Annotated in this window: 22 protein-coding genes; 14 read left to right on the plus strand and 8 right to left on the minus strand. The window is 71.5% G+C overall.

The window, feature by feature from the left end:
- The first annotated feature begins 26 nt into the window (after positions 1 to 26).
- The 5 genes from ABZ810_RS31950 (at position 27) to ABZ810_RS31970 (ending at position 5,532) form a co-directional block, all read left to right on the plus strand.
- Positions 27 to 1,184, plus strand: coding sequence for a lactate 2-monooxygenase (locus tag ABZ810_RS31950; protein WP_358409646.1), 1,158 nt, complete (start codon positions 27 to 29; stop codon positions 1,182 to 1,184).
- 161 nt (positions 1,185 to 1,345) lie between these two features.
- The gene (locus ABZ810_RS31955) at positions 1,346 to 2,002 is read left to right on the plus strand and encodes an ABC transporter ATP-binding protein (RefSeq protein ID WP_358409648.1); all 657 of its coding nucleotides are present in this window, start codon (positions 1,346 to 1,348) and stop codon (positions 2,000 to 2,002) included.
- Between the two features lie 70 nt (positions 2,003 to 2,072).
- Positions 2,073 to 3,197 carry a histidine kinase gene (locus tag ABZ810_RS31960; RefSeq protein ID WP_358409649.1) on the plus strand — a complete coding sequence of 375 codons (1,125 nt, stop codon included), beginning with the start codon at positions 2,073 to 2,075 and terminating at the stop codon, positions 3,195 to 3,197.
- A complete protein-coding gene (locus tag ABZ810_RS31965) occupies positions 3,194 to 3,799 on the plus strand; it encodes a response regulator transcription factor (protein WP_358409650.1) in 606 nt (201 codons plus the stop codon). The genes ABZ810_RS31960 and ABZ810_RS31965 overlap by 4 nt, the downstream gene beginning before the upstream one ends.
- A 149-nt stretch (positions 3,800 to 3,948) precedes the next feature.
- A complete protein-coding gene (locus ABZ810_RS31970) occupies positions 3,949 to 5,532 on the plus strand; it encodes an amidase family protein (protein WP_358409651.1) in 1,584 nt (527 codons plus the stop codon).
- A 19-nt stretch (positions 5,533 to 5,551) separates the two neighbouring features.
- Here ABZ810_RS31970 and ABZ810_RS31975 read toward each other — a convergent pair whose 3' ends face one another.
- From ABZ810_RS31975 to ABZ810_RS31985, 3 genes are all read right to left on the minus strand, one after another.
- Complete coding sequence (locus ABZ810_RS31975) at positions 5,552 to 5,881, minus strand: hypothetical protein (protein ID WP_358409653.1); 330 nt, start codon at positions 5,879 to 5,881, stop codon at positions 5,552 to 5,554.
- Positions 5,878 to 6,252, minus strand: a complete 375-nt coding sequence (locus ABZ810_RS31980) for a hypothetical protein (protein WP_358409655.1) — start codon at positions 6,250 to 6,252, stop codon at positions 5,878 to 5,880. The genes ABZ810_RS31975 and ABZ810_RS31980 overlap by 4 nt, the downstream gene beginning before the upstream one ends.
- Positions 6,253 to 6,419: 167 nt before the next feature.
- The gene (locus ABZ810_RS31985) at positions 6,420 to 6,986 is read right to left on the minus strand and encodes a hypothetical protein (RefSeq protein WP_358409656.1); all 567 of its coding nucleotides are present in this window, start codon (positions 6,984 to 6,986) and stop codon (positions 6,420 to 6,422) included.
- Positions 6,987 to 7,625: 639 nt separating this feature from the next.
- Between ABZ810_RS31985 and ABZ810_RS31990 the strand changes: the two genes are divergently transcribed.
- The 4 genes from ABZ810_RS31990 (at position 7,626) to ABZ810_RS32005 (ending at position 10,670) form a co-directional block, all read left to right on the plus strand.
- On the plus strand, positions 7,626 to 8,648 hold the full coding sequence (locus ABZ810_RS31990; RefSeq protein ID WP_358409658.1) for an ATP-binding cassette domain-containing protein: 1,023 nt from the start codon (positions 7,626 to 7,628) through the stop codon (positions 8,646 to 8,648).
- Between the two features lie 103 nt (positions 8,649 to 8,751).
- On the plus strand, positions 8,752 to 9,408 hold the full coding sequence (locus ABZ810_RS31995) for a methionine ABC transporter permease (RefSeq protein ID WP_358409659.1): 657 nt from the start codon (positions 8,752 to 8,754) through the stop codon (positions 9,406 to 9,408).
- A gap of 59 nt (positions 9,409 to 9,467) precedes the next feature.
- Complete coding sequence (locus ABZ810_RS32000) at positions 9,468 to 10,277, plus strand: MetQ/NlpA family ABC transporter substrate-binding protein (RefSeq protein WP_358409661.1); 810 nt, start codon at positions 9,468 to 9,470, stop codon at positions 10,275 to 10,277.
- Positions 10,278 to 10,421: 144 nt separating this feature from the next.
- Positions 10,422 to 10,670: a hypothetical protein gene (locus tag ABZ810_RS32005; RefSeq protein ID WP_358409663.1), complete on the plus strand. Its 249-nt coding sequence runs from the start codon at positions 10,422 to 10,424 to the stop codon at positions 10,668 to 10,670.
- Between the two features lie 19 nt (positions 10,671 to 10,689).
- Here ABZ810_RS32005 and ABZ810_RS32010 read toward each other — a convergent pair whose 3' ends face one another.
- The gene (locus ABZ810_RS32010; RefSeq protein ID WP_358409664.1) at positions 10,690 to 11,229 is read right to left on the minus strand and encodes a hypothetical protein; all 540 of its coding nucleotides are present in this window, start codon (positions 11,227 to 11,229) and stop codon (positions 10,690 to 10,692) included.
- Between the two features lie 173 nt (positions 11,230 to 11,402).
- Complete coding sequence (locus ABZ810_RS32015; RefSeq protein ID WP_358409666.1) at positions 11,403 to 11,816, minus strand: ATP-binding protein; 414 nt, start codon at positions 11,814 to 11,816, stop codon at positions 11,403 to 11,405.
- Positions 11,817 to 12,063: 247 nt separating this feature from the next.
- On the opposite strand from ABZ810_RS32015, the gene ABZ810_RS32020 reads away from it, so the two are divergent.
- Genes ABZ810_RS32020 through ABZ810_RS32030 form a run of 3 tightly spaced genes read left to right on the plus strand, consistent with a single transcriptional unit; the run spans position 12,064 to position 12,666 of the window.
- A complete protein-coding gene (locus ABZ810_RS32020) occupies positions 12,064 to 12,258 on the plus strand; it encodes a DUF397 domain-containing protein (protein ID WP_358409668.1) in 195 nt (64 codons plus the stop codon).
- Between the two features lie 13 nt (positions 12,259 to 12,271).
- Positions 12,272 to 12,562, plus strand: a complete 291-nt coding sequence (locus ABZ810_RS32025) for a DUF397 domain-containing protein (protein WP_358409669.1) — start codon at positions 12,272 to 12,274, stop codon at positions 12,560 to 12,562.
- On the plus strand, positions 12,472 to 12,666 hold the full coding sequence (locus ABZ810_RS32030) for a DUF397 domain-containing protein (protein WP_358409671.1): 195 nt from the start codon (positions 12,472 to 12,474) through the stop codon (positions 12,664 to 12,666). Before ABZ810_RS32025 ends, ABZ810_RS32030 begins: the two co-directional genes overlap by 91 nt.
- A gap of 60 nt (positions 12,667 to 12,726) precedes the next feature.
- Here ABZ810_RS32030 and ABZ810_RS32035 read toward each other — a convergent pair whose 3' ends face one another.
- The 3 genes from ABZ810_RS32035 to ABZ810_RS32045 are packed head-to-tail and all read right to left on the minus strand — an operon-like array spanning position 12,727 to position 14,901.
- Entirely contained in the window at positions 12,727 to 13,131 is a 405-nt protein-coding gene (locus ABZ810_RS32035; protein ID WP_358409673.1) for a hypothetical protein, read from the minus strand.
- Entirely contained in the window at positions 13,131 to 13,946 is an 816-nt protein-coding gene (locus ABZ810_RS32040) for a heavy metal-binding domain-containing protein (RefSeq protein WP_358409675.1), read from the minus strand. The genes ABZ810_RS32035 and ABZ810_RS32040 overlap by 1 nt, the downstream gene beginning before the upstream one ends.
- A 13-nt stretch (positions 13,947 to 13,959) precedes the next feature.
- Complete coding sequence (locus ABZ810_RS32045) at positions 13,960 to 14,901, minus strand: heavy metal-binding domain-containing protein (protein ID WP_358409677.1); 942 nt, start codon at positions 14,899 to 14,901, stop codon at positions 13,960 to 13,962.
- Between the two features lie 290 nt (positions 14,902 to 15,191).
- Here ABZ810_RS32045 and ABZ810_RS32050 point away from each other — a divergent pair, with 290 nt between their 5' ends.
- Together ABZ810_RS32050 and ABZ810_RS32055 are read left to right on the plus strand one after the other, a co-directional pair.
- Positions 15,192 to 15,578: a VOC family protein gene (locus ABZ810_RS32050; RefSeq protein WP_358409678.1), complete on the plus strand. Its 387-nt coding sequence runs from the start codon at positions 15,192 to 15,194 to the stop codon at positions 15,576 to 15,578.
- A gap of 97 nt (positions 15,579 to 15,675) precedes the next feature.
- On the plus strand, positions 15,676 to 16,608 hold the full coding sequence (locus ABZ810_RS32055; RefSeq protein WP_358409679.1) for an STM4015 family protein: 933 nt from the start codon (positions 15,676 to 15,678) through the stop codon (positions 16,606 to 16,608).
- Positions 16,609 to 16,610: the final 2 nt, after the last annotated feature.

Genomic DNA, 16,610 nt, shown 5'->3' on the forward strand with positions numbered 1-16,610 from the left:
CCGGCGCGCCGCGAAGGAGGTTCCGAATGAGTGCTCTGGCCGACTTCCAGAACGAGATCTACCTGCAGGGTCTGGGCGAGGTCGTGCCCGAACTGCCGACCGACCTGACCAGGCTCGAAGCGCTCGCCGAGGAGCGGCTGCCGGCCCGCGCGTTCGGTTACGTGGCGGGTTCGGCGGGCAGCGAGGCGACCGCGCGGGCCAACCGCGCGGCGTTCGAGCGCTGGAGGATCGTTCCCAGGATGTTGCGGAACGTCTCCGAACGGGACCTGTCGGTCGAGGTGCTCGGGACGCCGATGCCGGCGCCGGTGCTGCTCGCCCCGATCGGCGTGCAGTCGATCTTCCACCCGGACGGTGAGCTCGCGGTCGCCCGCGCCGCGGCGTCGGCGGGGCTGCCGATGGTGCTGAGCACGGCCGCCTCGTACACGATGGAGGAGGTCGCGGAGGCGAACGGGGACGGGCCGCGCTGGTACCAGCTCTACTGGCCCAAGGACCGCGACCTGGCGGCCAGCTTCCTCGAGCGCGCCAAGGCGGCGGGCTACACCGCCCTGGTCGTCACGCTCGACACCTTCACCATGGCCTGGCGGCCGCGCGACCTCGACCAGGCCTACCTGCCGTTCCTGCGCGGCATCGGCGTGGCCAACTACTTCAGCGACCCGGTCTTCCAGAAGGCGGTCGGCGGCCCGGTCACCGACGCCAACCGCGACACGGCGATCCTGCACTGGGTGGCCAACTTCGGTAACCCCTCGCTGACCTGGGACGATCTGGCGTTCCTGCGGGAGCACTGGGACGGGCCGATCGTGCTCAAGGGCATCCAGCACCCCGACGACGCGCGGCAGGCGGTGGACGCGGGCATGGACGGCGTGGTCGTCTCCAACCACGGCGGCCGCCAGGTCGACGGCGCGATCGCCTCCCTGGACGCGCTCCCCGGCGTGGTCGAGGCGGTCGGCGACCAGATCACCGTGCTCTTCGACAGCGGCGTCCGGACCGGCTCCGACGTGGCCAAGGCGCTCGCCCTGGGCGCGAAGGCCGTCCTGCTGGCCCGCCCGTACGCCTACGGGCTGGCCCTCGGCGGCGAGGCGGGCGTCCGGCACGTGCTGCGCTGCGTCCAGGCGGAGCTGGAGCTGACCATGACCCTGGCCGGGGTGACCCGCCCCGCCGACCTCGGCCCCGGCTTCCTGGCCTGAGCCTGCCCGCCTGGCCCCGCCCCCTGACTCTTGCCCGCCCGGTCCTGCCCGCCCGGTCCTGCCCGCCTGACATTTGTCACGGGTCGGCCCCGCGAACCTCACCGGGGGTTCCTGACGGGCGTGACTGCACGTTCGCCCTCATGATCGGCAGCATGGAGGTCATGAGGGCGAAGGTGATCGAAGTGCGGGGACTGAAGATCCGTTCGGGGGAGCGCGAGGTCGTGCGGGACGCCTCGTTCTCCGTCGCCCGGGGGGAGATCTACGCGCTGCTGGGGCGGCGCGGCGCGGGCACCACCGCGCTGCTGGAGGCCGTGGCGGGGGACCGGCGGGCCGCCTCGGGGACGGTACGGGTGCGCGGGGCCGACCCGTACGCGGCCCGCGACGCCCTGCCCGCGGCGGCGGTCTGGCGCGACGGCGGGCTCTTCCCGGGGCTGACCGTCGCCGAGGTCGTCGACACCTGGCGGCGCTGGACGGCCGACCCCCTGACGCGCGACGAGGCCCTGCGCCTGACCGGGCTGGCCGGGTTCGCGGACGTGCCGTTCGAGCGGCTGGACGCCGGGGAGCGGCGGCTGCTGGATCTGGCGCTGGCCCTGATCGGGCGTTCGGACGTGCTTGTCCTGGACGAGCCCACCGCGGGCCTGGACGAGGCGGACGCCCGCCGGATCTGGCGGATCCTGCGGTTCGTGGCGGCGAACGGGGTCACGGTGCTGCTGGCCACCCACGACCTGGACGAGGCCTGTCGCGCGGACAGGGTCGGGGTCGTGGACGACGGGCGCCTCTCCGTCGGCCGGGACCCCGTCCGCGCGAGCGCCGCCTGATGATCGGCGCGCGCGCCCGGCCGGGGAACGGTCACATACCCTGAGGCTCCCCGACCGACGGGAGCAGCGGGTGCAGCCCAGGATCCCCAGGCCCACCGTGGTCGCCGCGGCCATCGTGGCGCTCACGCTGGTGACGCTGACCGGCCTGCTGGCGCCCGCGTTCTGGGACGAGCTCGTCGTGCGCCGCGACCCGGGCCGCCTCCTGCTCGCGACGGTCAGCGTCGCCGGGGTCTTCGGGCTCTACGCGCGGCTGCTGTGGCTCAACCTGATGCGGCGCACCGCGCCCTCGCACAGCCTGGGCCTGGCCGCGATCGCCGCGGTCTGCTGGATGCTCCCGGCCCTTCTCGGCGGCGAGAACGGCTGGGGCAACACGCTGATGGTCCCGGCGGGCCTGGTCGCCATCGTCCTCCCGCTCCGCCCGGCCGTGATCGTCACCGCCGCCGCCACCCTGCTGACCCCGGCGTACGGGCTGCTGCTCGGCCTGCCCGTTCTGAGCATCCTCTACCAGACGGTCGGCTTCCCGATCACCGCGTTCTCCGGGTACGTGACCGTGTGGCTCTTCCACGTCGTCCAGGAGCTGCGGGAGGCCCGTGCCGAGCTGGCCCGTTCGGCGGTGGGCCAGGAGCGCCTGCGCTTCGCCCGCGACCTGCACGACGTGCTGGGCCACAGCCTCCAGGCGGTCGCGCTGCGGGCCGAGGTGGCCGAACGGTTCGTCGACCGCGACCAGGCCCGGGTCCGCAAGGAGCTCACCGAGATCCAGACGATGGCCCGGACGGCGGTCCACGACGTCCGCGAGATCGTCCGCGGCTACCGCGCCACCTCCCTGCGCACCGAGCTGGACGGCATCTCGGCCGTCCTCCAGGCGGCGGGCATCCGCTGCGGGCGGCCCGAGGTGCCCGACCTGCCCGCCCACGTGCACGAACCGCTCGGCTGGGTGGCCCGCGAGGCCGCGACCAACATCCTGCGGCACAGCGGCGCCACGTACTGCGAGATCACCCTCACCGCCGACTCCCACGTCCGGCTGGAGATCGTCAACGACGGCGCCGACCGCCGCTCGCACACGCCCGGCACCGGCCTGCACGGCCTGGCCGAACGGGTCGCCGCCGCCTCCGGCGAGTTCACCGCCGGCCCGGACGGCGACGGCACCTTCCGCATCTCCGCCACCGTGCCCCTGGAAGGGACGGCCGCCCGATGATCCGCGTCCTGCTCGCCGACGACCACGCCCTGATCCGCGAGGCCCTCGTCCTCCTCCTGGAGACCGAGGACGGCATCGAGGTCGTGGCCGACGTGGGCCGCGGCGACGACGCGGTCGACCGCGCGCTCAAGCTCGCCCCCGACGTGGCGGTCCTCGACATCGACATGCCGGGCCTCGACGGCCTGGCCGCGGCCGAGCGGCTCTCCCGCGACCTGCCCGGCTGCCGGCTCGTCATCGTCACCGCGCACGGCCGCCCCGGCAACCTCCGCCGCGCGATGGCCGCGGGCGTCCGCGGCTTCCTCGGCAAGGACGCCCCCGGCGCCCGCCTCGCCGAGGTGATCCGCCAGGTCGCCGCCGGTGCCCGCTACATCGACCCGCAGCTCGCCGCCGACGCCCTGGCCGCCGAGGAGTGCCCGCTCACCCCGCGCGAGCTCGACACCCTCCGGGCCGCCGCCGACGGCGCCCCCGTCTCCCGCATCGCGCGCTCCCTGGGCCTGTCCGAGGGCACCGTCCGCAACTACCTGTCCGCGGCCGTCACCAAGCTCGGCGCCGACAACCGCCACGCCGCCGCCAGGGCCGCCAGGGACGCCGGCTGGCTCTGACGGGGCGCTGACGGGCTGACGGGCGCTGACGGGCACTGACGGGCACTGACGGGCACTGACGGGCACTGACAACGCATTCGAAACGTGACGGCAACGGCACCGAAATCGTTGATCCTTTACGCTCCGGACATCCCCGGAAAGGATCTTGAATGCCACTCCGACCGCTGGTCGCGTTCACGGCCGCCGCCGCTCTGACCGTCACCCTCATGCCGACCCCCGCCCAGGCCAAGCCGGGCCACCGCGTTCCGCAGGTGGCCGGGCTCGGGGTCAGCGACCTCCGTGAGCTGCTGGCGAAGCGGCGGGTCACGTCCGTCCAGCTCGTCGACGCCTACCTGCGCCGGATCGAGGCGTACGACAAGCGGGGGCCCGCGCTGAGCGCGGTCATCGGCGTGAACGGGCGGGCGCGGGAGGAGGCCGCGCGCCTGGACGCCGAACGGCGGTCCGGGCGGGTGCGCGGGCCGCTGCACGGCATCCCGATCGTGATCAAGGACAACTTCGACACGCACGACATGCCGACCACGAGCGGCTCGGTCGCGCTGAAGGACCTGCGGCCGCCGGACGACGCCGAGCAGATCCGCCGGCTGCGCAAGGCGGGCGCGATCGTGCTGGCCAAGACCAACATGCACGAGTACGCCATGAACATCTACACGATCAGCTCGCTGGGCGGGCAGACGCGCAACCCCTACGACCCGGCGCGGCACCCGGGCGGGTCGAGCGGCGGGACGGGCGCCGCCGTGGCGGCGGCGTTCGCGCCGGTGGGAATGGGCAGCGACACGTGCGGGTCGATCCGGATCCCGGCGGCGCACAACAACCTGGTCGGGCTGCGCCCGACGATGGGCCTGTCGAGCAGGGACGGGGTCGCGCCGCTGGCGGGCACGCAGGACGTGGCGGGGCCGATCGGAGTGTCGGTCCGCGACGTGGCGCTGGTCCTGGACGCGACCGCCGGGTACGACCCGAAGGACCCGGTCACCCGCGCGTCGCTGGGGAAGGTGCCGCGCGGCTACGAGAAGGGGCTGCGCACCGGCGGGCTGCGGGGCAAGCGCATCGGGGTCTTCACCGACTACTTCGCGACGGCGACCTCGGACGAGCAGGAGACGACGGCGCGGGTCCGCGCGGCGGTGGCGCAGATGGGACGGCTCGGCGCGCGGGTGGTGGAGCTCGGGCCGCAGCCGGAGATCCTCACCGCGGCGGCGGGCGCCAACCGGGTGCGGGACGAGTTCGAACGCGACCTCAACGCCTACCTCGCGTCGTCCGCCCGCGGCGGCCCGGCCTGGCTGGCCGGGCTGGAGGCGCCGTACGACCAGGTGACGCTGGCCGACATCGCCGCCTCCGGGCAGGTGACGCCGAGCGTGTTGTCGACCCTGAAGGCCTGGGTGAACAGCCCGGCCCTGCCCAACCCGTCGTACGAGGAGAAGCTGCGGCAGCGCGACCTGCTCCAGCAGCGGCTGAACGCCCTGATGCGCGAGAAGGGCCTGGACGCGGTCGTCTACCCGACCATCACGCGCCCGGCGACCGTGATCGGCGAGACCCAGTCGTACCTCAACTGCCGGCTGTCGGCGTTCAGCGGCTTCCCGGCGCTGAGCGTGCCCGCGGGCTTCACCGCGAACGGGCTGCCGGTCGGGGTGGAGTTGCTGGGACGCCCGTTCGCCGAGCCGGCCCTGCTGGGGATGGGCTACGCCTACGAGCAGGCGACCCGCCACCGCGAGCTGCCGGCGACCACGCCGGGCCTCTGACCAGGGCCTGGCCGCGCGGTCAGGAGGCGGTGTCGCGCATCCGGCTGATGTCGGCGCGCGCCACCGCCAGGTCGGCGCTGACCTTGGAGACGTGCTCGCTCAGCGAGCCGACCTGGCGCTGGAGGTTCTCGCGGTCCTGCTTGACGTCGGCGAGCTCCTGCTTGCTCTCCACCAGCTCGCGCCGCAGCATGCCCACGAGCTGGTCGGCGGTGTCGACCGCGACGGACTCGTTCTGCCGTTCGAGCTGGCGCAGCTCGCCGCGCCGCCGGAACACCGCCACCATGGCCTGGACGATGGTGCCGCCCGCGGCCACCTGGGCGATCGAGACGATGATGTCGGTGGTGTTCACGCCGCCTCACCGCCCTCGCGGGAGACGGCACGGGCGCGGCCCATGATGGCCTGCGCCTTGAGCACGCACCCGATGGTGAGCGCGCCGGAGATGGTGCCCGCGGCCAGCCCGTGCGTCTTGAGCCCGGTGATGACGGTCAGGCAGTAGAACGCGTAGCCGCCGGTGATCAGGTAGAGCCCGGGCACCTCGATCAGCAGCCGGCGGGCGTAGAGGCCGTAGAGGTTGAGCAGCCCGCCGATCGTGAACATCGCGCCCCACAGGTGGGCGATCACGTTGGCATGACCGGCCAGGCTGTTGGTCATGCCCTGACTGACCTCCTCGCCGATGACCAGCCCCAGACCGCCGAGGATGATCGCGGCACCGGCGATCATCGTGCCGAACGGATTCCATGCCAACAACGCTCGCCAACCCATGGACACCTCCCGTCACTGGGTTTCCGGTGACGGGAAGCTAACACAGTTAGTGATCGTTAATAACCGTATGTAATCGAATTGGTTTACGGGCTGGTGAGGAGGCTTTCAGATACCGGAAAAGCTCGTCAGGCGGAGGTGGGGAGCGGTCCAAAGGCGACGCCGAGGTCGAGCGAGGAGAGGACCGAGTCGTCCTCCGCGAGGGCCTCGACCAGCGGCGCCCGCCGCGCGCCCCAGACCACGACCGCGTGGCCGTGCGCGGGCACGGTCACGTACCGGTGCCCGACCCGGAGCCGCGCGACCTCGGCCGAGACCTGGAGCCGCACCTGGCTGACCCACTTGGCGCCCCAGGGCAGCAGCCGGTCGGCGTTGCGGACCGTCTTGCCGGTGCCGTAGGTGACGATGTGGTGGCCGCCGAGCTCGTCGGCGGTGCGCCGGGCGAGCGGGCGTTCGGGGGCCGACCCGCCGCCGCCGCCGAGCTCCATCCACTCGCCGTGCCGCCGGTGGAACGCGGTGCCCTCGATGAACAGCCCGACCGGCTCGCGGCACAGGAACGTCACGACGCCGACGTCGCCGTCCACGTCGACCCCCAGGGGCAGGAAGCCCGTCTCGTCGTCGAACTCGGCGGGGGCGGACTGGGGTATCCCGTCGCGCAGCAGCCGGAGGAGCTCGTCGTGCAGCTCGTGGTCGGTCATCTCCGGGGACCTCTTGATCGTTCCAGACAGCGGAAAGGGCCCTCCCCCAGCATCCGGAAGCGGGCCCGATGTCGAGACCCAACTCTAAACGGCGGACTCGGCTGATTTCACCTCATCTGATCACCTGCGACGGTGAGGGCTCGCTGTCCGGGCGGCGACCCGGCGGCGTCCCCACCGGCGACGCCGGGGTCGATCCCGGCGGCGGCCCCGTCGGCGCCCAGCGCGGCTGGGCGTGGGCACGGGCCGGCTCGGGATCGGCCTTCGTCGGCTACCCGAAGGCACGGTGACGCAGGTCATAGGGGGTGCGATCGATTTGCGTCATCTGTGTCGAGCGGGTTTACTGATGACATCATGATCGACGTACGCCACTCCCTGATGCGCGCCCCGCGAACCCCGCGGGCGGCGCGCCGTGCGTGCTGTCGGCGAATGTGTGACCGCTGAGGGCCCCTGCCTGAGCCTCGCGCCCCGAAGCGAGCGAACTCCCACCCTGAGCCTGAGCCGCACATGATCTTCGAACTCCATCTGCTGAGCCATGCGCCGTGGCCGCCCGGCCGCGCCTAGACCGGCCCGGCGCGCAGCAGTCCTGTCCTGATCACCCGCTCCGCCTTCCGGCGGGGACTTCCGCACGGATGAATTCCCTTGATCCAGATCGAAAAACTCCGAAAGGTCTACCGCACGCGTGGCCGTGAGGTGGCCGCCGTCGACGGCGTCGACCTCGACGTCCGCGAGGGTGAGATCTTCGGCGTCCTCGGCCGCAGCGGTGCCGGCAAGAGCACCCTGCTCCGCTGCGTCAACCTGCTGGAACGCCCCGACGCCGGCGGTGTCGTCGTCGACGGCCAGGACCTGCTCGGCCTCTCCGGCGGCGCGCTGCGCAAGGCCCGGCAGGGCATCGGCATGATCCACCAGCACTTCGGGCTGCTGTCCAGCCGCACGGTCGCCGGCAACGTCGCGTTCCCGCTGGAGGTCATGGGCGTGCCCCGGGCCGAACGCGCCGAACGGGTCGCCGAGCTGCTCGACCTGGTCGGCCTCACCGAGCACGCCGACGCCTACCCGGCGCAGATCTCCGGCGGGCAGAAGCAGCGCGTCGGCATCGCCCGCGCGCTCGCCGGCCGTCCCAAGGTGCTGCTGTCGGACGAGGCCACCTCGGCGCTCGACCCCGAGACCACCGCCTCGATCCTGGAGCTGCTGCGCGACCTCAACCGCCGCCTCGGCCTCACGGTGCTGCTCATCACGCACGAGATGGACGTGGTCAAGCGCATCTGCGACTCGGCCGCGATCATGCGCGAGGGACGCGTCGTGGAGTCCGGCAAGGTCCGCGACCTGCTCCTCAAGCCCGGCTCCGAGCTGGCCCGCGGCCTGTTCCCGCTCCCGGCGGCCACGGTGCGCGCCGGGACGACCGTGGCGGACGTGACGTTCGAGGGCGACAGCGCCGACCGGCCGTTCGTCTCCACCCTCGCCCGCACCTACGCCATCGACGTCAACATCCTCGGCGGCGCCGTCGAGGAGATCGGCGGCACCCGCGTCGGCCGGCTGCGCATCGAACTGCCCGGCGACCCGCACATCAACGCCGCCCAGCTCGCCCACCTGCGGGAGGCGGGCCTCACCGTCGAGGTGCACGGCGAGACCGGCACCCCCCGGACCCCCGAGGAGGTGCTCTCGTGAGGTTCTCATGGTCGCGGCTCCGCCGCTCCGGGCCATGGCGCTTTTACGCCATGTCCTCCCTCGTCGGTCGTTCCTCCCTCCTCGGTCCAGACAAGGCGGCGCAATGACCTGGACCGACATGGCGCCGCTGCTGCGCCAGGGCACCCTCGAGACCCTGCAGATGACGTTGTGGTCGACGTTGTTCACCGCGCTCGGCGGCATCCTGATCGGCGTCCTGCTCGTGCTGACCGACCGGGGCGGCCTGCTCGCCGCACGGCCGGTGAACGCGGTGCTCGGCCTGATCGTGAACGTGGGCCGGTCGATCCCGTTCGTCATCCTGATGATGGGCATCATCCCGTTCACCCGGTTCGTCGTCGGCACCTCCATCGGCACCACCGCCGCGGTCGTGCCGCTGGTCGTCGCCGCCATCCCGTTCTACGCCCGGCTGGTCGAGACCTCGCTGCGCGAGGTGGACCCGGGCGTGATCTCGGCGGCGCGGGCGATGGGCGCCTCGCGCCGGGAGATCACCTGGAAGGTGCTGCTCCGCGAGGCCAGGCCGGGCCTGATCGCCGGGCTCACCATCACCGTCATCGCGCTGATCGGCTACTCCGCCATCGCGGGCGCGATCGGCGGGGGCGGCCTCGGCGACCTGGCCATCCGCTACGGCTACCAGCGCTTCGAGGTCACGATGATGCTGGTGATCATCGCGCTCCTCGTCGTGCTGGTGGCGATCATCCAGCTGATCGGCGACTTCTTCGTGCGCCGCCTCAGCCACAAATGACCTTCTTTCACCCACCTCACCGATCAGCAACTGATCACCAAGCGAGAAAGGCACTCCTCGTGCTGCGCAAGATAACCGTCGCCATCGCCTCCGCCGGACTGCTGTTCGGGCTCGCCGCCTGCGGCTCGGGCAACGCCGAGTCCGACGACGAGCTCACCGTCGGCGCCACCTCCGTCCCGCACGCCGAGGTCCTCACGTACGTCAAGGACAACCTGGCGGAGAAGGCCGGCATCACGCTGGACGTCAAGGAGTTCAGCAACTACGAGCAGCTGAACCCGGCGCTCAACGACGGGCAGCTGGACGCCAACTACTTCCAGCACAAGCCGTACCTGACCGAGTCCAACCAGAAGACCGGGCAGAAGCTGGAGTTCGTCGCGGGCGTCCACCTCGAGCCGCTCGGGGTCTACTCCAGGAAGGTCGAGAACCTCGCCGAGCTGAAGCAGGGCGCCACCGTCGCGCTGCCCAGCGACCCGTCCAACCTCGCGCGGGCGCTCAAGCTGCTCGCCGACAACGGCGTGGTCACCCTCAAGCCGGGCGCGGGCGAGACCGCGACCGAGAAGGACGTCGCGTCCAACCCCAAGGACATCACGTTCAAGCCCACCGACGCCGCCGCGCTGCCCCGCCAGCTCGACGACGTGGACGCCTCGGTCATCAACGGCAACTACGCGCTGGAGGGCAAGCTGAACCCGGCCAAGGACGCGCTGGCGCTGGAGAAGGCCGAGGGCAACCCGTACGTCAACGGCATCGTCACCAAGGCCGACAAGAAGGACGACCCGCAGATCAAGAAGCTGGTCGAGCTGCTCCAGGGGCCCGAGGTGAAGAAGTTCATCACCGACAAGTACCAGGGCTCGGTGCTCCCGGCCGCCTGACCTGCCGTTCGAGCCGTCACGTGTGAGACCTCCGGGGAGCTTTCCCTGTCCCGGGGGTCTCGGCGTGCATGATCGAGGAGGAAAGGGGGATTCCACGGTGGACAGCGCACCGGCTGAGCAGATCGGAGCCCCCCAGTGCTGATCGTGACCAGTGTCATCGCCAGCGTCATATTGCTCTTCTTCCTTTTCTTCCTCGTCAGCTTCCGCACCGCGTCCGGCGGCGACCCGCTCAAGCCGCGGACCCGGTCGTTCTCCCGGCTCGTCGCCCGCCGTTCCGTCGGGCTGTACGTCCGGGACGACACCCGCGCCCGGCGGCCCCGGCGCTTCCGCCGCAAGGTCGTGCCCGTCCCGCTCCCGATGGACCCGATGGAGCAGCCCGCCGAGCCGTCCTGAGCGGGCGGGTCCGTGCGGCTCAGCCGTACCTGCGCCGCCGGATCGCGTAGGCGACGGTCACCGCCGCGAGCAGCGGGCCCCAGGCCACCAGCGGCAGGTAGCAGACGTACAAGATGACCGCCTTCGCCCCGTGCGGGAAGTCGGGGTCGGCCGTACCGCCCATGCCGAACATCAGCGGCGTCCAGATCGCCATCAACGCCAGCGCTCCGAGGCTCGCCGGGATGATCGCCGCCAGCGGGTGGATCTCCCTGCCGCGCAGGAACGGCACCCAGCCCGGCCAGGTCTCGCCCCACCACCGGACGAGCCCCATGCTCAGGAACGCCACCGCCTCCGAGAACGCCGTCAGCGCGATGACGTACGGCAACATGTAGCCCGGCCCCTGGCTCGGGTCCTGCGCCCCGGTGAACCCCACCGGCAGCCCCAGCCCGAAGAGGATCCGCCAGATCCCCGACGGCGCCGCACACCACAGCGTCGCCTGCGCCGCCCAGTCGGCCCACCGCGGCACCGGCCCCTTGGTCGTGCGGAGGACCTTCACGGGCGCGTCCAGTACGGCGGTCATCACGAACCTCCCGTGGCCAGCATCGCCACCGCGATGGCCACCGTCATGGCGGCGAGCACCAACAGCTTGACCTTCACCTTCTTGCTCATGCCCACCACGATCACGTTCGCGCGGCCCCCGGGCTTCCCCCGCGCGGCCCTCCGGCATCCCCCGCACGGGGGAACCCCGGCGTCTCAACGCACCGGCCCGCCGACACCGATCACGGCGAAGACGGTCTTGCCGTTCCCGTCCGGGCGGCTGCCGCAGTGCCGCGCGAGCGCCTGGACGATCCCGAGCCCACGCCCGCCGGGATCGTCCGGGCCGCCCTCGTCGATCCCTGCCGGACGCCGTTCCACCGGCCGCCTCGGCGAGGAGTCCCAGACCTCGACCGTCACGGCGTCCGGCGCGCTCCACTCCACGGCGACGCGCACCTCGGTGTGCGGGCAGGCCCGCACGGCGTTCGTCAGCAGCTCCGACACCACCAGCCCGACGTCGTCGGCGGTGCCCCGGTGTACGCCCCAGCCGAGAACGGCGAGCTCAGCGGCCTTGCGCGCGATCCCGACCGCGCCGGGAGTGGCCAGATAGCAGCACATGAAGGCTTTTCGCATCGCCTGAAACCTCGAAGTGGTCGCGTTCTGATTCGATCTGCCTCCGTAGAGTGACGGCCTCGGATTAGGGTGGGAACACGTTCCGGTGCTACTTCGCGTAATAGCAAGCGAGGTCCTTGGAAATGCCCCCATCTGAGCCGATTGATCCACGCGAGAGCATGGCCGCCTGCCTCGCGTACGAGATGCGCAAAAGCCTTGTCCGATCTCGACTCGATGGCCCTGATCCTGAGGATTCTGGAGAGCATGCATGACGGTTCAGTGGCGTAAAAGCAGCCGCAGTCAGCATGGCGGCGAGGGCGAGTGCGTCGAGTTGTCCATCAACGTCGACGAGGTCACCTTGATTCGTGACTCGAAGAAGCCCGCCGGGGCGCGACTGGCGTTGACGGCGGGTGAGCTGGCGGGCTTCCTGAACGACGTCAAGGCGGGCCGCTACGACTTGTAGCTGGAGCATCCCAATGATCCACTGGCGCAAGAGCAGCTGGAGCAGCACCCAAGGCGGTGAGTGCGTCGAGTTGTCCACGAATCTCGATGACGTCACCTTGCTGCGGGACTCCAAGAACCCTGCCGCCGAGTGTCTCGAGTTGACTGCGGCAGAGCTGGCCGCCTTCTTGGGCCGCGTCAAGGCGGGGCGCTACGACTCCTGGTGGGAGGCGCAATGGTCGATCGCATTCAGTGGCGCAAGAGCAGTCACAGCCAGGGTGGCCAGGGCGAGTGTGTTGAGTTGTCGACCAACGTTCAGGACGTGACCTTGATCCGGGATTCGAAGGATCCGGGCGGGGCCTGTTTAGTGGTGGGGCGGCGTGAGCTGGCCGCGTTGGTGAACGACATCAAGGCCGGGGCGTACGCCTGAGCGGAGATCACCCGCCTCCGCATCGCGTGAGGGGCATGCCCGCGCCCCACGAGCTCGGCGTCAGGTGCCGGTGATCAGGCGGCGCAGGGCCTCGGCGGCTCGGGCGTTCGTTTCGGCGTAGGCGACCAGCTCGCGGGTGAGCCTGGCGATCCACACGTCGATGGAGACCTCCTCGCGGGAGAGCACCACCCCGCGTACCTCGTGATGCACCTCGGCGACGCACCGGTCGCGCGTGTCGGTCAGATACAGCGTGAACTCGCCCAGCCGTACGATCACGCGGCTCACCCGCGCGTCACGCCCACGCATGCGGGCGCCCAGCGAACGGGCGCGTTTCACGGTGACGCAGTCCGGCGGCAGCGCATCCGCCAGGGTGGTGGTCAGCACCTTCGCGTACGCGGCCACGTCGGCCGAGTCCTGCCGCAGCGCGGCGGCCACCTCGTGGAAGTCGTCCACGGCATCGGACATCAGCGGTCCAGCCCCAGCACCAGCTGCGGCTTGGCGATCGTGTGATCGTCGCGCAGCGGCCGCACCGCGGTGCCGATCGCGAAGAACTCCATCGTGTGGTCGCCCCAGCTGTGGTGAAGCCGGCGGAGCTCCACCCCGACGATGCCCTCGGCCTCCAGTTGCCGCCCCTCGGCCTGCATGCGCGCCATCGCCAGTTCCCGCGCGTCGTACAACGCCTGCGTGAACTCGGGGATCTCCACGTTCTGCCCGGCGTTCCGCAACACCGAGGTGATGCGACGGTGCGCGACGTGGTAGACGCAGGTCCCCATCACCATGCCCAGCGGCGCGTAGCCGGCCTGGATCAACGTCCAGAAGTCCTGCCCGCTCAGGTCGGAGGTGAACGGCTGGTCCTTGTTGTTGCGCCAGGTGATGCTCTGGTCCTCGGCCTTGACCGCGGTGCCGATCGCGATGAACTCGGCCATGTCGCTGCCGAACTCCCGGAACTCGACGCGCAGCCGGACGCCGACGATCCCGTCCGCGCCGAGCTCGTCGGCCTCGGCCTCCATGCGGGTCATCGCCAGGTCCCGGGCGTGGTACAGGGCGCTGGAGAGCTGATCGAGCTCCATGTTCTTGCCCCACCGGCCGACCTGGATGCCGACGTGGTAGATCGAGCTGCCCAGGACCAGGCCGAGCGGCCGGAACCCGGCCTCCCGCACGAGCAGGAACTCGTTGACGGACAGGTCGCTGGTGAACAGTCCGCCGGGCTCTCCGGGACGAAGCTCCGCCAGCCGGGCCATCGCGTCGGCGGGCACCCCCTGGGCGGCCGGGTCCTTCATTCACTCCTCCTGGTCACAGTCGCATGAACGGCAGCGAAGGCGGCATCTGGTGATCAGTCTGGAACGCGGTGATCGAGGTGCCGACGAACGTCGACTTCACCATGTGGTCCTTGGTGCCGCCGCCGACCGGGCAGGACCGTTCATGCGTTTCGAGGTCCACGGCCGACAACACGGCACCCTCCGCGCCGGTCCGCCCGACATCGGCGAGAAGTCGCCGGCGGGCGTCCTGCCGGGTGAGTTCGACGAGTTCGGTCGGGCCGTCGACCTCACGCGCCGGGGCCGAGGCGCGCATCTCCTCCTCGGTCCGTTCGTCGGCGTGCCGGATCCCGATCGACGCGCCGAAGACCAGGTCGACCGGCACCCAGCCGGTGGCGATCAGGTTGCCGAATTCCTGGCCGGACGTGTGCGACAGGAAGACCCGGCCCGGCCGGACCTTCCCGTGAGCCCGCACGGCGGTCCCGGTCGCCCGGAACTCCAACTGGCCGACGACGTCGAGGAACGGGGCGACGTCCAGCCGTACGGACACGACCCCGTCACCGCCGAGCGCCTCGCATTCGGCGGCCATCCGCTCCAGGGCGGTCCGCCGGGCACGGGAGAGGGCCTTGACGTAGGTGTAGTAGCCGCCCGAGCCGGCCCGCTTCCTGGTCGTGATGGTGACCGAGGTGGGAAGGGGCCGCCCGAGACGGTCGTGGGCGGGGACGGGCCGGCCGGAACGATCGAACTCGACCTTCGTGGGCTCGGGCCGGTAGCCGCAGCCTCCCGGACGGTCGGACCACACGCCGAGGCCGAGCACCGTGCTGCCCATGACCGCGCCGACGGGCTCGAAGCCCGCGGCGCGCAGCGAGGCGAACTCGCCGACCGACAGGTACGAGGTCCAGGTGCGGCCGGCACGGGCCTGCGACAGCCGAGCCCGCGCCTCGGGGGGCAGGCCCGAACCCCACTCCGAGGTGATCACTCCCCAACCCTCGCACGCCCCCGACGGCCACCGCCACACAAAGTCCCAGACGCAGGTGGGCGTCGATCAGCCCGGGCAGCAGCGTCACGTCGCCGAGGTCGGTGGCGCCGGCGGGAGGACGGCCCGTGTCGACCGCGGTGATCCGCCCGCCGGCGATCCGCACGGTGGCGTCGTACAGCACGGAACCGACGCCGTCGAACAGCCGGGCCGCACGGAGAGCGATCATCGTGTTCCCCTCCCGGCGCCGGCGCTGTCCGAGCCGGCGACCGGGCGGCTGACACCATGAAGGGATGGAAAAGCCGACGATCGGTGCCATCGTGATCGACTCCAGGGAGCCGCGGCGCCTGGCCGAGTTCTGGGCGGAGGTGCTCGGGACGCCGGTGGCCGCGGAGAAGGGCCCGTACGTCTGGCTCCGGCGCCGGGAGGGGGCCGCGGTGGTCGGCTTCCAGCGGGTGCACGAGCCGACGCCCGGCAAGAACCGCACGCACTTCGACGTGGAGGTCGCCGATCCGGTCGCCGAGCAACGCCGGATCGAGGACCTGGGCGGCCGCCGCGTGCCCGGGTACGAGGCGGGGGGATTTCTCGTCATGGCCGACCCCGAGGGCAACGAGTTCTGCGTGATCCCCAGAGGGTCCCTCGACATGGACGACGAGGGTCACGTCGGTTACCTCGACTAGGCGGGCGGGGCGTGCTGGAGCGGTTCGCTCGGTTCGGTGCGGGTTTGTCGTCCGTTCCTGATAGACCAGGGACCCGACGATCTGTGAGAGGGAACGCATGGGCGTGTACGAACACCTCGTGGAGTACGGCGGACTCCGGGTGGAGTCCTTCAACGAGGAGACAGGGCCGGAGACCGACCTTCCCGCGGCGGGAGAGGTCGCCTGGGCGGTCCGGACGGGCTTCGACGAGAAGCCGTTCGACGAGATCTTCGCGGCGTTCCTGGAGCGGGTGGACACGACCCAGGTGACCGCCCTGGTCATCGGCTACTGGGGCGCCTCGTACGACACCGTCGACACCGACCCGGTGAAGTTGCTGGTCGACGAGGCGCACCGGTTCCCGGCGCTGCGCGCGCTGTTCTTCGGCGACATCACCGGCGAGGAGTCGGAGATCTCGTGGATCGAGCACACCGACATCAGCCCCCTGCTCGCGGCGTTCCCGCTGCTGGAGCGGTTCGAGGTGCGGGGTGGGACGGGGCTGCGGCTCGAGCCGTTCAAGAGCGACGTCCTCAAGGTGCTGCGGTTCGAGGCCGGCGGCCTGCCGGCGGGCGTGGTGCGCTCGGTGGGCGCGAGCGAGCTGCCCGCGCTGGAGCGGCTCGACCTGTGGCTCGGCGTCACCGAGTACGGCGGTGACGCCACGGTGGCCGATCTCGCGCCGCTGCTGAGCGGGGAGCGGCTGCCCGCGCTCAAGCACCTCGGCCTGGAGAACTCCGAGCTCCAGGACGAGATCGCCGGGGCGGTGGCCGGGGCGCCGGTCGTCGCGCGGCTGGAGACGCTGAGTCTGGCGATGGGCGTCATGACCGACGACGGCGCGGAGAGCCTGCTCGCGGGCCAGCCGCTGACCCATCTGCGCGAGCTCGACCTGCACCACCACTTCCTGACCGACGCCATGATCGAGCGGGTGCGCGCGGCGCTGCCCGGGGTCGAGGTCGACCTCGACGACCAGGAGACGCCCGAGGACGACGACTGGCGCTACGTCGCGGTCTCGGAGTGAGC

The organism is Spirillospora sp. NPDC047279, from assembly GCF_040643285.1.
Classification (GTDB): domain Bacteria; phylum Actinomycetota; class Actinomycetes; order Streptosporangiales; family Streptosporangiaceae; genus Spirillospora.